The following is a 13,933-nucleotide window of genomic DNA, read 5'->3' on the forward strand; positions in this document are numbered from 1 at the left end:
GTCGGCCGCACATCCTCGGATATGGACAGCGTCATCGACGACGACCTCTACCGACGCACGCAACAACTGCTGGAACCGGGCGAGATAGAACTCAACGGAGCCATCGTTCACACCGACCTCGGAAGCGACGCGGACATCGAGATGCACCAAGCCTGCGTGGACATCGGCGACGTTATCGCCGAAAATGCGGGCCACGACCCGAAAGACACCTACGTCTACTCCGGTACCGACGACACCGATTTTTCCTCGAATCAGCACCAAGGGCTAACGCTCGACGGCGAAAAGTTCGTCTGGGAGTGCCAACAACTGCTCCGAAACGGTACGTTCGACGTGGTTTTTTACTACGAAGCCAGCGCCGACCAACAGGGCATTGTGGACGGCATCCGCGACCTCGGTTTCGAGGTTACAGGCGTCGAAGGGAAGGATCACAGTTAAATCAACGGAGTGGAATCTGCGGCAATACGGAGGCAAGTCAGAAGCATTTACATATGGCCCATTCTAACGGTCTGATAGAACAATTGGGAGCGTTTCGTATGAACTGTATATTCTATATCCGCCGGAGGCAAAAGCTGTGACGGGGAGTGGCGGCGTTATCTCTGGCGTCCGCGTTTCCCACGACCGGGCGTCTCTTGACGACGTTGCGACAGCTTGTCACACCGACCAGCAGGCGGTCGTTTCCCGACTCGTCGAGGAACCCGGCGTCTCGGAGGCGTTCGCGCTTCAGACGTGTAACCGGTTCGAGGCATACATCGTTACCGACACGCCGACCGCTGGCGCGGCCATCCTCGCGGAGTTCGCACCCGATGTCGAAGACCATGCGGTCGTCACGATGGGCCACGAAGAGAGCCTTCGCCACTTGCTCCGCGTCACGGCAGGGCTTGAGTCCATCGTCCTCGGTGAAGACCAGATTATCGGGCAGGTTCGCAGTGCGTACAAATCCGCGCGAGCAATCGGCGCTATCGGGCCGATGCTCGAAGAGGCGCTGATGAAGGCGATTCACGTCGGCGAGCGCGCTCGCACGGAGACGGCAATCAACGAGGGCGTCGTCTCCATCGGCAGTGCCGCGGTCGCGCTCGCGGACGAACAGCACGACTTGGACGGCGCGACTGCGCTCGTCGTCGGCGCGGGCGAAATGGGAACCATCACGGCCCACGCGCTGGCCGACGCCGAAATCGAGACGCTCATCGTTGCAAACCGCTCGCTTGAGCGTGCCGAAACGGTCGCGGAGGAAGTCGAACTGCTGGACGCTCGTGCAGTCGGATTGGAGGCACTTCCGGCGTGTCTTCCACGGACAGATGTGGTCGTCACGGCGACCGGAAGCGACGGGCACGTCCTCGACGCCGATCTGCTTTCGGACTGCGGCGAAACGCTGGTCGTGGACATCGCACAACCGCGGGACGTTTCGCCTGCGGTGGCCGCACTGGACGGCATCACGGTGCACGACATGGCCGCGCTGGAGTCCGTGACGGATGAAACCAGAAGCAGGCGGCGCGCCGCCGCCGAATCGGTCGAGACGATGGTTGACCGCGAGTTCGAGAACCTGCTCGAACAGTACAAGCGAAAGCGCGCGGACGAGGCCATCGCCGCGATGTACGAGGGTGCGGAGCGCGTGAAAGAGCGAGAACTACAGACTGCGCTCGTCCGACTTGAGTCGCAGGGCATGGACGAAGACCAGCGAGCAGTCGTGGAATCCATGGCCGACGCGCTGGTTTCTCAACTGCTCGCGCCGCCGACGAAGAGCCTGCGGGACGCGGCGGCGAAGGACGATTGGACGACCATCAACACCGCCCTCCAATTGTTCGACCCCGAGTTCGGCGACGAACCTCCGGCATTCATTGCGAACCGACTCGAATCCGCCGCAGACGACTGAAACGTTTCACTTCTCGGTCACTGCTGAAAGCAACATACCACAGAGACGGCAAACGCTTTTATCTTAATTCCAGTCGTCTGGTTCCGTATGGCAGACTTGCTTTCCGACGACGAGGTTCAGACGCGAATGCCGAGCGGCTGGGAGCGCGAGGGCGACGAAATCACCCGCACCTACGAGTTCGACGACTATCTCAAAGGTGTCGCGTTCGCCTCCGAAGTCGGCGAAATCTCCGAAGAAGAGTTCCACCACCCGGAAATCATCATCAGCTACAAGGAGGTCGAGGTGCGCCTGACCAGCCACGAGGAGGGTGGAATAACCACCAAGGATGTGGACATGGCGGAGCGATTCGACGACGTTCGCTGATGGACGCCCGCTACGTCTTCGCGGTTCGGTTCCGCCTCGAACCGACCGTTTCCGGCCTCGCGCTCGAACCGCGGGAGTTCGAAACCCGCATGTCCCGGCAGGCCGACCCACCGGGTGAAGACGGGTGGCTGTTCTTCCGCGACAACCTCTGGCGCGGCGACATCGGCGACGAGCGGTATTTCAGCGACCTGACGAGCGATGCCCTCGGTGTCCCGGTGACCGGCGTGAACTACCGCGCCTTCGAAACCGACGGAGAATACTACGACGCCCTGAAAGCCGAGATTGGGGCGAATTTAGCGGATTTCAAGGCCGACTCGGTTTCCGAAGTGATTTCGAAATACCTCGGTAGCTCCGTCGAAGTCGAGTACTAGCACGAACGACAGTAGTTGACTTTTTCATCAGTTCGGTTTGGTGACGAACTGTAAATTGGTGTGTTGTTTCCGTAGTTGCAATTCCCGACTCCAAGTCACGCCCTCGCTCACGCAGTCGCTCATGGCTTCGCCATTCGCTCCCTCTTCGCTCGCCCGTTGCCACGGGAAGAGGCAGGCTCTTCCCTGCCATCAAAATCGCGCCGCGATTTTGAGACACCAGGTTCCCCATAACGGGCGGGCCACTGGCCCGCCCGTCCAACCCAAATTCGGCCTGCTGTTTTCCGGGGAAACTCTTCTTCCTAAATACAATGAAAAGTTCGACCAATCTCCTGTCGAGCGAGAACGAAACGAGTGGCGAAGCCACGAGTGAGCGGTTGAGTGAGGGAGCGACCGACAGGCGGGATTTGTAGCCCTCACCCGAGTAAAACCGATTCGGGAAACTCTCTCAAAACGAAAATCGCGTCTCGTCTCTGCAATCGTCACGACGACAAACCTGACTTAAAAATAGTTTCACAAATCTTTGATAGCCATGACGGCGTCTTCGAGTTCCGGGGCGTCGAAAAAGTCGCGGCCAACGTAGGCGTTCGCGCCTGCGGCGTACAGGTTGCGGGCGGCGGTCAGCACGTCGTCAGGAAGCGGTTCCGGTTGTTCCTCGCAGAGCGATTTCCAGTCGGCGATGTCCTGTTCTTTCGCGCGTTCTTTGGCATCGTACACTGCATCGACCCATGCTTCCTGTTCGCGCTTGTGGTACTGGCGGATGAACTCCTTGCTCACTTGCTGGCCGTAGAAGGTAAAACGATTTTCGTCGAAAGTGCCGACCACGTCGCCGACCCGAATCTCGCCGTCGTAGTAGAGACATTCGATTTTTCCATCTTCGTGGACGAGATTGGCTTCCGCGGCCTGCCGGGTGATGATGTCGTTCACCTCGTGGGCGAGGTCTTCGAGGGTTTCGACGCTGGCCTTTCCGGCGATTTTGTCGGCCTCCCGCCACGAGAGATAGCGGTCTTCTTCCTCGTATTTCGTGGAGAACTCGACCACCGGCTTTTCGAGTTGTACCGCACCCTCGGGCCACTCCGGAAAGTCGAGACCGTGGTCTGCGGGTTCGGTGCGGCGGCGAAGACTCGAACCGACTGGCACGCTGTTTCGGAAGACGATTTCGAGCGGGATGAGGTAGTTGTCGTCGGCCCCGCTGTGGAACAGGTCGTAGTCGTAGTTCCGCCCTTCGCGCGGCAGGTTTGGAACCTGCGTGAGGTCGATTGCCATCTCGGTCGGTGGCGAGGTTGCATCCGCGAGTGGGACGACCTCGCCGTCCGAAACGACGCCCCGGTAGTGGGTCGGAATCCCCTCATCTTCGAGCAGTTCGAAGTTGAACGCACCCATGGTGCAGAGGCTCGCGCCTTTGTCTGCGATTTCGTCGGGCATCTTGCCCCAGTCGAACACCGAGTAGTCGTCAGTAAAGACGAACGAGCCGCGTCCGAGGGAGTCCGGCGTCGGTTCCCGCTCGACCCGGAACTCCTTCACACTCGTCATGGTATGTGGTCTGCCGTCCCCGGACTAAGAAGTTTCCATCCTCGTGCTGAAATGAGCCGACATGTGGCCGAACAATATACATACTTGTGCGATGGATTCTGCCGTGACCCACCGCTTTTTCACGGTCGAACTGGATGAAGGCGTATGGCTAACGTGCGCGCGGAGAGCAACGTTCCGCGGGGGCAGTTCGGATTCGAACACGTCCCCGAAACCGATCAGTCGTTCGAGAACGCGCTCGAAAAAGCGCGAACCGGCGAGCGCCTGACGGTTGCAGACGGCGTCGAACTGCTGACGACCGGTACCGATTCGCCCGGCATCGACATCGGGAGAAAAGAGTCGGTGCTGGAGGTCGCAGACCGGCGCAGGGAGGAGATGGTCGGCGACCCCGTCACCTTCGTTGCCAACCTGAACAACAACGTCACGACGGCCTGCAACACCGGCTGTCTGTTCTGCAATTTCAAAAATACGGCACAGAATTTCGAGGTCGGCGCTGGCGAACACGGCGGATTCACGAAGACGCCGGAAGAATCGCGCGAAATCGTCGCTGGCGCCCGTGAACGCGGGATTTACGAAGTCACCTCCGTTAGCGGACTCCACCCCGGAATCACGCTGGACGAAGAACACAGAGAAGTCCTCGAAGCCAGCGACCGGGGCGATTTGAACTACAAATCGCCCGACGCCTACGAAACCGACCCCCGAACCTACGTCGAACACCTTCGAGCGATGAACCTCCCCGGAATTCACGTCCACTCGATGACGCCGGAGGAAGCGTATCACGCCCGGAGAGGGACGGAGTGGAGCTACGAAGAAGTGTTCCGAAAACTGCAATCGGCAGGCCTCGCAAGCGTACCGGGAACCGCCGCCGAAATTTTGGTGGACGAGGTTCGCCGCGTCATCTGTCCCGGCAAAATCGACACGAACGAATGGCTGGAATCGATGGAGGCCGCCGCCAGCGTCGGACTCGACATGACGGCAACCATCATGTACGGCCACGTCGAAAACGAGATGCACCGCGTCATGCATCTGGAGCGCGTCCGTGACCTCCAAGACCGGACGGAGACGATAACGGAGTTCGTTCCGCTCTCGTTCGTCCATCAGAACACGCCGCTGTACGAGCGCGGCATGGTCGATGCTGGCGCGACCACGCACGAAGACGAACTGATGATTGCGGTTTCGCGGCTCTTTCTCGACAACATCGACAACATCCAATCCTCGTGGGTGAAGTACGGCGACGCACAGGGATTGAAAATGCTCTCCTGTGGCGCGAACGACTTCATGGGAACCATCCTTTCCGAAGAAATCACGAAACGCGCTGGCGGCGAGTTCGGCGAGTTCCGCTCGTTCGAAGAGTATGTCGAGATGATAACCGCAATCGGTCGAACGCCCGCGGAGCGTTCGACCGACTATCGTCAGATTCGAACCATCGACCCCGACGATTCGCCGTTCGGTCCGGAACTCGGGCCGTGTGCCAACGGGTCGCCACTGCTTCGGTGATACTCCAGAAATTCTGCTCACGTGAGAATTTCGAAGCGCGCGCCGTCCTCGTCGGTTTCCACGGAACGGATAGCGACTGCGGGTGTCGAAGTACTCTGTTGAATCAATGGAACCCAAAACAGCCGTCAATCAATGTCTCACTAACTTCTATCAGCCTTCCACGGCGTCTACGTCGCTTTGTCGAACACACATCTCGACGAGGGGCGCACTGACACTCGATACGACCAGCCACGTCTCTCCCTGTTCTCGGTATCGATTCGTTATCACGAACCCGTCAGTTCTGATGTGCCCACCGCTCGCGTTTCCGAAACCGACATCGTTTCTATCGTCGCTGTACCCGTTCACAGTAGGGCGAATGGACGGTTTCAGTTTAACCTTTCTCTGGGGTTGCCCGACAGGATGGCGATTGATACCATCTCACCATCGAAATCCGTCCAGGAAACCTTCAATTTCAGCTGGGGAATTGCGGTATCGGTGCGTTAAACCCTTAAAATAGAACGCTACAAGCCAAACACCCCGTGCTCAGCGCGGTATCGACTCGGCGATAACCGACCGATATCGCTCGCCTGCTTCGGCGTCGGAGTCGATAGCCCGTCGAATCCGGTGGGACAGCCACGTTCCATCATCGGAATCGTCATTGAGGTACCACCGGTACACCGGCAGACGCTCACGAAGTGGGACTTCCGCCTCCTCCGCGATGTCTTCCAATTCCCGTAACGCGGGCCACGCATAATCCGGATTGATGTAATCGTCCGTAACCGGTGAGACACCGCCCAAATCGTCCACTCCGCAGTCGAGGAGTTCGCGCGTCGGCGAAAGGTTCGGCGGCACCTGCACGGAAATTTCCTCGGGGAGCGCCGCGCGGGCCATCGCAACCACCCGGCGCATCGTTTCGACCGAGGGTTGCTCGAACTGCGACCGCTCGTTCGGCACGACGTTCTGGACGATGATTTCTTGAATATGCCCGTATCGTTCGTGCAACTTGCGAATCGCCAGCAGACTCTCGGCCCTGTCGCGCCAGTCCTCTCCGATACCGACGAGCAGGCCAGTCGTGAACGGAACGCCCAACTCGCCCGCGGTTCGAATCGTGGCGAGTCGTTGGCCGGGATTTTTCTGCCGCGGGCCAGCGTGGGCCGACACGTCCGCCGTCGTCTCCAGCATCACGCCCATGCTGGCGTTTACGTCTGCGACGAGTTCCATCTGTTCCGGCGTCTGGTCGCCCGGATTCGAATGGGGAAGCAAGCCCTCATCCAGCGCGAGTTCGCACACCTCGCGGAGGTAGGAATGAATCGAATCGTGGCCCCACTCCGCGAGTTGGTCGTTGACCTGCGTGTAGCGGTCGTCCGGGTCGTCGCCGAAGGTGAACAGGGCTTCCGTACACCCTGCGTCCACGCCCATCTGGACGATTTCGCGGACTTCCTCGGGCGAGAGCAGTGACGCCTCCCCCGGCGGGTCGAAGTAGGTGCAGTAGGTGCAGGTGTACCGGCAAGCCGTGGTGAGTGGAATGAAGACGTTTTTCGCGTAGGTAAGCGAGTTTGCTGACTCTACGTCCTCCGGGGTGACAGCAAGCAATCGGTCGATTTCCGCCTCGTCGAACGTGATGTCGATGTCGTACTCGTCGGCCCCCGGAATCATTGTCGGGTGTTGGTGGTGTGGGTAAAAGTTCGTTTGGAAGTCGGATGTTGGAGTGGTCAGAGAAAAGTCGTCTGGAGAAGTCTACTGACTGGCCGGATGTCCAATATGGATTCAATTTTAGTCGTCTTTTCGCTGTGGCCATCGCCATCACCGATGTCAGCAACCGTTTCCAAACTCGTTTTGAATGCCACAACGACGAAACCAGTTCTGGGATCACGACCTGTGTCGATTTGCAGTTCGATCTCTTGTGCAATCATGTGTCGATTTTCCTTGATTATACTGCGATTTCCGAGTCGGAGACCACATCCCGAAAATCGCTGGTTCATTTGTTCCTCTATATCAGTAAGGAAATCATGGATACTTCGGTTGTCAAGGTCAACGAGTACGTATTTCTCGACTTCTTCGTTTGCTAATTGACGGAGAACAGAAACGAATCCGTGTTTGAGATTTGGTTTCCCGTTTTCTGACTTGATTAACACGTCGTAAGGGTTGAATCGCTCCAAAAAGTTTCGTATTTTTTCGGATTCTTTGTTCTTCAAGTCCGAGCGAGATTCGTTTTCGACTACAAACTTATCGACAGATGGATTTGCAGAACTATTATCAAATAATTTATCTATGAAGTGAACGTCGTACTTCCCTTCGCTGAAGACGATTTTCTTCATTTAGAGTCCTCGAAGGTCGAGATGGAGTTCTTCCAAATGCTTCTTTGCAGTATCGTAATCCAATATCTCTGCTCCGAAATCGTCCATCTTGACTACCGAAAACTCCTCCTCGAGGTAGTTTAGACGTTCGTCTCGGATATTTTCGTTGAAGAAATCGTTGATGAAGTCATTGTTGTGAGTCGTGATGAACAGTTGGATGTTTTCTTCTCGCGCGAGGCCAATAAGGAAGTGAACCAACTCCCGGATGTAGCCGGGATGAAGGTGGTTTTCCGGTTCTTCGATGAGGACGATGTTGTTGGAGGATTCATTGTCCATGAGTTTCCAGAGAAGACCAACAATGCTTTTGAATCCATCACCCATGAACTCAAATGGTACTTGCCATTTACCGCGTTCTTCGTTCTCGAAGATTAAATAGTCTAAATTAAAGGTTTTGAGGTCGTCCACTAGATCTGCTTCTTTGAGGTAATCGTTAATATCGTCCACTTTAACAGCGTACTCTTCGTTGTTATTCTTCTTCTCTTCTTCCAAAAAATTGTTCGAATGTTCTATGAATGTGCTACTATATGTTGGGTGATCTGGGAATTCTGGAATAGATTCGATACGGTCGGGAATGGCAATTTCGATAAAAGTCTCTAAAATTGGCTGTAATTCGGTTATTGTTTCTTCATCTATATTGTATTCTAAATATTCAAAAACTTCTGACTCTACTTGCGATTTTGAATCAAATGATAGGGGAGAATAAATATTCGACATGATATATGGGCTTTTGGCACCATTGATACTCAAAATGAGACAACTATTTCGCAGGTCTTCTAACGACTCTTGCTCAAATAACCTCTCCAATACTCCTATTGTTGTCTCTTGTATTAGAGTGATAATCTCCTCCATCGGAACTGGTTCATTAATAATCTCATTAGTGGAGTTGAAGAACACCTCTAATGATTTTTTAACCTGCTTCCTTGTAGATTCAAGAAAATAAAGTTTCGCCTCTTCTGCTGAAGCTGGTTCCATTTGAATCTCTACCTTTTCATTACTTGTTGTAACTTCTATTCTCGATTTGTTATTGTTTTTGTTTATTATGTCCCCAACATTATTCTCAAAATTCTTGAGTGAGCTAGGTCTAGCGGACATATCTACTGCTTCCAAAATTGAAGTCTTCCCAGTATTGTTCCGACCAGTGATCAAATTAATATCTGTAGGTTCAAATTCGAGAGACTCGATACCCTTGAATCCCTCGACCTCGATGTGAGTGAGCTTAGTCATCGCTCTTCAATTGTCATCTAGTTCTGTCGCCTTGCTATTAAACAATGAGCTTTCAATGACTTTCCACACTCTTCGAACCCAAATCTTCAAGCCACCTAGATTTCAACACAAAACAACGAATGTCTCCTCCCGACGACGCTTCTCCACGCGAACTACTTCACTGGCTCAGAACGACCGAGGACGAACCGGTCGCAATCGCCCGCGAAATCCTCACAACGGCGATGTGGGCGGTCGGAATCGGTCTGCTCCTGTTCGCTGTAAGCGGCGTCTGGCCGCCGATGGTCGCCGTCGAAAGCGGCAGCATGGAACCGCAGATGGAGCGCGGCGACCTCATCTTCGTGATGGAAGAAGGCCGATTCGCGGGTGACGGTTCCTACGCCGATACGGGGGTCGTGACCTACCGCGCCGGGCAAAACTCCGGCTATTCTGAGTTCAACCAACCGGGCGACGTGATAATTTTCGAGCCGAACGGCAACGGACAGGCGGTGCCGATTATCCACCGCGCGATGTTCTGGGTTGAAGACGGAGAGAACTGGTACGACGAAGCGAATCCCGACTACGTTGGCACTGCAACCAACTGCGAGCAGTTGACCAACTGTCCGGCCCCGCATGCCGGATTCATCACGAAGGGCGACAACAACGGCGGGTACGACCAAGCTAGCTTCGGCGCACACACTGCCCCCGTCAAACCGTCGTGGGTCGTCGGCAAGGCAAAGCTCAAAATTCCGTGGCTCGGCCACGTTCGACTTCAGTTCGGCATCGCCACGCCGCCGGAACTGCTGGAGGTAAAAACCCATCCCGTAACAAATTCGGCTCCGAACTCGACCGATTCGACCATCAATTCGATAGCTGTCTCGGCGTAGCGTTCGGCTTCCTGGTTTGCTCCTTTCCGCTTTTTCTACGTTCCGTCTCGACTCGCTGCCACCCGGCCCTCGGTCACCGAAAGCGAAAAGCCAGCTTTTCTGAGCCACCGGCACGCCGACCCATCGCTGTGTATCAGCACTTCGGCGAGATCGCTCGATTCGTCCACGTCGGTCGCCAGTCGGTGCGAATCCACTTCAGTAACCGAGGCCCCCACATCCCCCGCGATTCGACGATGGTCGAGGTAGGAAGTTCCGTGGTAGTCCACTCGAAATTCGTCGTGGCGGGAGACGAGCGCGTTCGTTCCCCCGCCGCGACCCGGTGCAAGCACCACGTCGCCCGAAGTCGAAAAGAGTCGTTCCAGCGCGTCGGGTGTCACCAGCGCGAGGTCGGCCATCACGATTGCGGTGGGTTCCGTGGCTGTTGTCGGTTTCCCCTCTGCCAGCACGTCGTTCACGGCGGGCGTCAGCGGTCTGGAATCGACCGTCTGCGGTGCATCGATGTCGATTGCACTGGTGGTGAGTAGCCGTGGCTCTCGCCCCGTCGCGCGAATCGCGGAGAGCACGTCTTCGAGCATCGACAGCGAAAACTCCCGGCGCTCGTCGGGCGCGAGGATGTCGGCCAGTCGCGTCTTCGGGTCGTTTGCGGAGAACGGCACCACCACCTGCATGACCGCATCTACTCGGTTGTCGTGTTAAGGGGTTGCGAAAATAGCGTCGGGAAAATCGAAAAGTCAGTAACGTTACCGCAGTCGATTCGTGTTCTGTTGCTGGGAACGGTACCAGAACCCAGCGCCGCCGATGACGACGAGGCCGACCACGGCAACGCCGCCGTACAGCAGCATTTTGTTCGTCTGGGCCGACGCGTTGGCGTCCTCGGACGCCGAGTTGGCGCTCTCTTCTGCCTGTCCGGCGATGTCCACCGCGTTACCGAAGTTGCCCGCCTCGTAGGCGGAGATGGCGTTTCCGACACGGTCTTCTGCGTCACTCGTGTCTGCACCGCCCGGTGCGCCGCCGATTGCATCCTCCGCGTCAGCGATTGCGGTTCGCGCTTCCGAACTGTCCTCCGTGTGGTGGTTCGCGCTCCACGTCTGAATTTCGTCGCTGTTGCCACCGTCTCGGGTCTGACTCAACGTGGCGAACGCGAACTCCTGTTGTGGGTCGTAGGTGAAGTTCTCTATTTCGGGCACGGTGCCGGACACCTTCACCACGGCCTCGCTCGCGTCACTGTCGAGCGCGAGAGAGTGATTGAACGATTGGCCGTCGTAGGACTCCTTTGCCTTCTGATTTCCGGCTTGATCGTAGGTCGTCACCGTCCACGTGACGTCCGTGAGTTCGGTTTCACCGTTGAGCGTCCATTCCTCGTAATCGCTGTAGAGGTCGGTCAGCGTCAGTTCCGCGCTCACTTCGTCTCCCACTTTCGCGTCGTCCGGCACGCCCCGTGCGTCGGTCGAAATCGCCGCAGCAGGGGCGATCGCCGAAAGGGCCAACGTGACGACGAAGAGGAGTGCTGTCAGTTTAGAACAGCGGGTCGAGTTCATCCTCATCATCCTCGACGAGACTTTCGAGATTCGTCTCGCTCTCCTGTCGAATGTCGTCTATGTTGTCCTGTGCCTCGATGGCGACCTGTTGGAGTTCCTTGATTCGTGGAACGTTCGTCACTCCAGAGAGGAGGACGACGCTGGCCACGTTGGGCTCCTTGACGGGGTAGTCGCCACCGCGAACTTCCATACTGCCGGTTTGCTCCTCCAGCCATTTCCGCCCGCGCTCTATCCCTTTGCGGTTCAGATGCTCCGAGGGGCCGCTCATGACGAGCAGTGCACGTTCGGTTCCCTGAATCTCACACGGGAGCGTCAGGCGACCAAGTGCCGCCTTCCGCACGAGACTGGTGATTCGGTTCGTCGTGTGTGCGGTGTCCTCTCCCGTCCCGCCACCGTTTCCGGTGAATCGGGACAGCAGCCCGCCGGAGTTCTGCATCTCGACTTCCTCGGCGGCGTAGCCGATTGTCGAGACGCCGCCACCGGCGAGCGTGTTGATGATTTCGCTGGAGTCAACGACGCTCTCTGCAACGTCGTCGCCGCCACCGATTTCACCGGCTCCGAAGAGGATGCCGAACCGCGTGACGATTTCCTCGTTGATTTCGGAGTAGCCGCTCTGGACGCTCTCGCCCGACTGGCGCCACGAGTCGTTGTCGAACACCATCAGGTTGTCCACTTCGCGGACGAACGTCTGGAACGAGCGCGCCGCGTTGAGGGTGTAGATGCCACCCTCGTCGCCGCCGGGGAGGATGCCGAGCCCGTAGACGGGTTCGGTGTAGATGCGCTTCAGGTGTTTTGCGACGACTGGTGCGCCGCCACTCCCTGAACCGCCGCCCATTCCGGCAATGATGAGGAAGGCATCGACCTCGTGGACAGGGATGTTGTCGATAGCTCCCTGTACTTCGTCGATGTCCTCTTCGGCGATTTCCGCGCCGAGTTCGTTGTCCGCACCCACGCCGTGACCTTTGACGCGGGACTGTCCGATGAGCACCCGGTTTTCCTCCGGAACGTGCTGTAGGCCCATGAGGTCAGCGCGAGCGGTGTTGACTGCGACGGCGGCGCGCACGATGCCGCTCTGTGTTCGCTGGTCGTATTCCAGGAACTTGTCAACGATTTTTCCGCCTGCCTGACCGAATCCGATCATCGCGAGTTTCATTTTTCGGTACCGTTCTCCGTTGAGAGAACACCAGAACCAAATACCGTATAAACTTTGTGGTGTTTGGTGTCTTACTTAAAAGATAGTGCCAGCAGTAAACGCCCTAAGGCGGTGTTTTATCAGCCTTTTGGTAATATAATAGACAGTATGCAGACATCCCCTCTTTAAGTCTGGATATGTCCATCACTCCGGGGTTATTAAGTGTGGATATGTGCAATACTGATTATAATTTGTCACGGCTGCGCGCGCCTCGCCCGCGTTCAAATCAGCGGCGTTTCATCTCGTTTTCACGCCGAGATACTCTGCCAGTGTCGTCAGCGAACTGGACTCCACGCCGAACGCCGCCACATCGTTTTCTTTGACCGTGTTGTCGAACTGTAACGACCGGTACTGGTCGCCACCCATCGGCACGCCCGGAATCGACCCGCCGATTTTTAGTCCGACTCCCGCGAGCGCCATCGGAACCGGAACGACCGTGACGGGTTGTCCCTCGGCCTGACGCACGAGTTTCGCTACCTCTGCCAGCGTCAACACCTCCGGGCCGCCGATTTCGTAGAGTTCGCCGTCGTGCGACTCGTCCACTCCATCGGCGAGCATCGGTGCAAGGTCGCCTATCCAAATCGGTTGGAATCGCGTCTTTCCGCCACCGGGGAGCGGCGCGAGATACGGTGGCGTGAGTTTTTTCGTAAACGAGAGAAACTCGCTTTCGTCGCCGAACACGATTGACGGCCGGAAAATCGTCCATCGGAGGTCGGAACTCTTGACTAACTCTTCTGCCTGCCCTTTCGCTCGAATGTACTCCGTCGGGCCGGTCGGGTCTGCACCCAACGCGCTCATCTGCACGATTTTTTCGACGCCATGTTCCTCGGCGGCCTGCACGATGTTCTGGGTTCCCCCGAGGTGGACGCTCATATGCGTCACCCCTCGTGGGGGCTTAAACAGGGGCGAAAGCGCGACGAGGTTGACGACCGCGTCCTGATTCTCGAACGCGCTCTCGATGGACGTGAGCGCGGTTACGTCGCCCATCGCACGTTCGATGCCGTCTGGAAAGTCCGCCTCGTCCGGACTTCGCGCGAGTGCAGTCACCTCGTGGCCCCGGTCGTGTAGTTCGCGGATGAGATTCCGTCCGACGAATCCGGTGCCGCCGGTCACGAGAACATTCATACACCAGATATGTACGCGATTGTAGGT

General features: G+C 56.9%; 15 protein-coding genes. 6 read left to right on the top strand and 9 right to left on the bottom strand.

Going from position 1 to position 13,933, the window contains the following annotated elements; translation table 11 throughout:
- Positions 1-21 precede the first annotated feature (21 nt).
- The 4 genes from HL45_RS03015 (at position 22) to lwrS (ending at position 2,604) form a co-directional block, all read left to right on the top strand.
- Entirely contained in the window at positions 22-435 is a 414-nt protein-coding gene (locus tag HL45_RS03015) for a DUF5778 family protein (protein WP_049969620.1), read from the top strand.
- A gap of 136 nt (positions 436-571) precedes the next feature.
- Positions 572-1,870: a glutamyl-tRNA reductase gene (hemA, locus tag HL45_RS03020; protein WP_084156783.1), complete on the top strand. Its 1,299-nt coding sequence runs from the start codon at positions 572-574 to the stop codon at positions 1,868-1,870.
- A gap of 87 nt (positions 1,871-1,957) precedes the next feature.
- On the top strand, positions 1,958-2,233 hold the full coding sequence (locus tag HL45_RS03025) for a 4a-hydroxytetrahydrobiopterin dehydratase (protein WP_049969621.1): 276 nt from the start codon (positions 1,958-1,960) through the stop codon (positions 2,231-2,233).
- Positions 2,233-2,604 carry an LWR-salt protein gene (gene lwrS, locus HL45_RS03030; protein WP_049969622.1) on the top strand — a complete coding sequence of 124 codons (372 nt, stop codon included), beginning with the start codon at positions 2,233-2,235 and terminating at the stop codon, positions 2,602-2,604. The genes HL45_RS03025 and lwrS overlap by 1 nt, the downstream gene beginning before the upstream one ends.
- A 510-nt stretch (positions 2,605-3,114) precedes the next feature.
- Here lwrS and HL45_RS03035 read toward each other — a convergent pair.
- Positions 3,115-4,134, bottom strand: a complete 1,020-nt coding sequence (locus HL45_RS03035) for a phosphoribosylaminoimidazolesuccinocarboxamide synthase (protein ID WP_049969623.1) — start codon at positions 4,132-4,134, stop codon at positions 3,115-3,117.
- A 144-nt stretch (positions 4,135-4,278) separates the two neighbouring features.
- Between HL45_RS03035 and cofH the strand changes: the two genes are divergently transcribed.
- On the top strand, positions 4,279-5,628 hold the full coding sequence (gene cofH / locus HL45_RS03040) for a 7,8-didemethyl-8-hydroxy-5-deazariboflavin synthase subunit CofH (RefSeq protein ID WP_049969624.1): 1,350 nt from the start codon (positions 4,279-4,281) through the stop codon (positions 5,626-5,628).
- A gap of 150 nt (positions 5,629-5,778) precedes the next feature.
- Here the strand turns inward: cofH and HL45_RS03045 are convergent, their stop codons facing one another.
- The 4 genes from HL45_RS03045 to HL45_RS03060 all read right to left on the bottom strand — a co-directional run bounded on the left by HL45_RS03045 (position 5,779) and on the right by HL45_RS03060 (position 9,188).
- Positions 5,779-5,973 carry a hypothetical protein gene (locus HL45_RS03045; protein ID WP_049969625.1) on the bottom strand — a complete coding sequence of 65 codons (195 nt, stop codon included), beginning with the start codon at positions 5,971-5,973 and terminating at the stop codon, positions 5,779-5,781.
- Positions 5,974-6,150: 177 nt separating this feature from the next.
- The gene (cofG, locus tag HL45_RS03050; RefSeq protein WP_049969626.1) at positions 6,151-7,263 is read right to left on the bottom strand and encodes a 7,8-didemethyl-8-hydroxy-5-deazariboflavin synthase subunit CofG; all 1,113 of its coding nucleotides are present in this window, start codon (positions 7,261-7,263) and stop codon (positions 6,151-6,153) included.
- A 56-nt stretch (positions 7,264-7,319) separates the two neighbouring features.
- Entirely contained in the window at positions 7,320-7,925 is a 606-nt protein-coding gene (locus HL45_RS03055; protein WP_049969627.1) for a hypothetical protein, read from the bottom strand.
- On the bottom strand, positions 7,926-9,188 hold the full coding sequence (locus HL45_RS03060; protein WP_049969628.1) for an ATP-binding protein: 1,263 nt from the start codon (positions 9,186-9,188) through the stop codon (positions 7,926-7,928). It lies immediately after the preceding gene.
- A 119-nt stretch (positions 9,189-9,307) separates the two neighbouring features.
- Here HL45_RS03060 and HL45_RS03065 point away from each other — a divergent pair, with 119 nt between their 5' ends.
- Positions 9,308-10,051 carry a S26 family signal peptidase gene (locus HL45_RS03065; protein WP_049969629.1) on the top strand — a complete coding sequence of 248 codons (744 nt, stop codon included), beginning with the start codon at positions 9,308-9,310 and terminating at the stop codon, positions 10,049-10,051.
- A 35-nt stretch (positions 10,052-10,086) separates the two neighbouring features.
- On the opposite strand, the gene cofC is transcribed toward HL45_RS03065, so the two are convergent.
- From cofC to HL45_RS03085, 4 genes are all read right to left on the bottom strand, one after another.
- Positions 10,087-10,719: a 2-phospho-L-lactate guanylyltransferase gene (cofC, locus tag HL45_RS03070; protein ID WP_049969630.1), complete on the bottom strand. Its 633-nt coding sequence runs from the start codon at positions 10,717-10,719 to the stop codon at positions 10,087-10,089.
- Between the two features lie 72 nt (positions 10,720-10,791).
- Entirely contained in the window at positions 10,792-11,589 is a 798-nt protein-coding gene (locus HL45_RS03075) for a hypothetical protein (protein ID WP_049969631.1), read from the bottom strand.
- Entirely contained in the window at positions 11,567-12,742 is a 1,176-nt protein-coding gene (locus HL45_RS03080; RefSeq protein ID WP_049969632.1) for a tubulin/FtsZ family protein, read from the bottom strand. The genes HL45_RS03075 and HL45_RS03080 overlap by 23 nt, the downstream gene beginning before the upstream one ends.
- 276 nt (positions 12,743-13,018) lie before the next feature.
- On the bottom strand, positions 13,019-13,906 hold the full coding sequence (locus tag HL45_RS03085; RefSeq protein WP_049969633.1) for a complex I NDUFA9 subunit family protein: 888 nt from the start codon (positions 13,904-13,906) through the stop codon (positions 13,019-13,021).
- Between the last annotated feature and the right edge of the window lie 27 nt (positions 13,907-13,933).

The organism is Haladaptatus cibarius D43 (assembly GCF_000710615.1).
GTDB lineage: Archaea > Halobacteriota > Halobacteria > Halobacteriales > Haladaptataceae > Haladaptatus > Haladaptatus cibarius.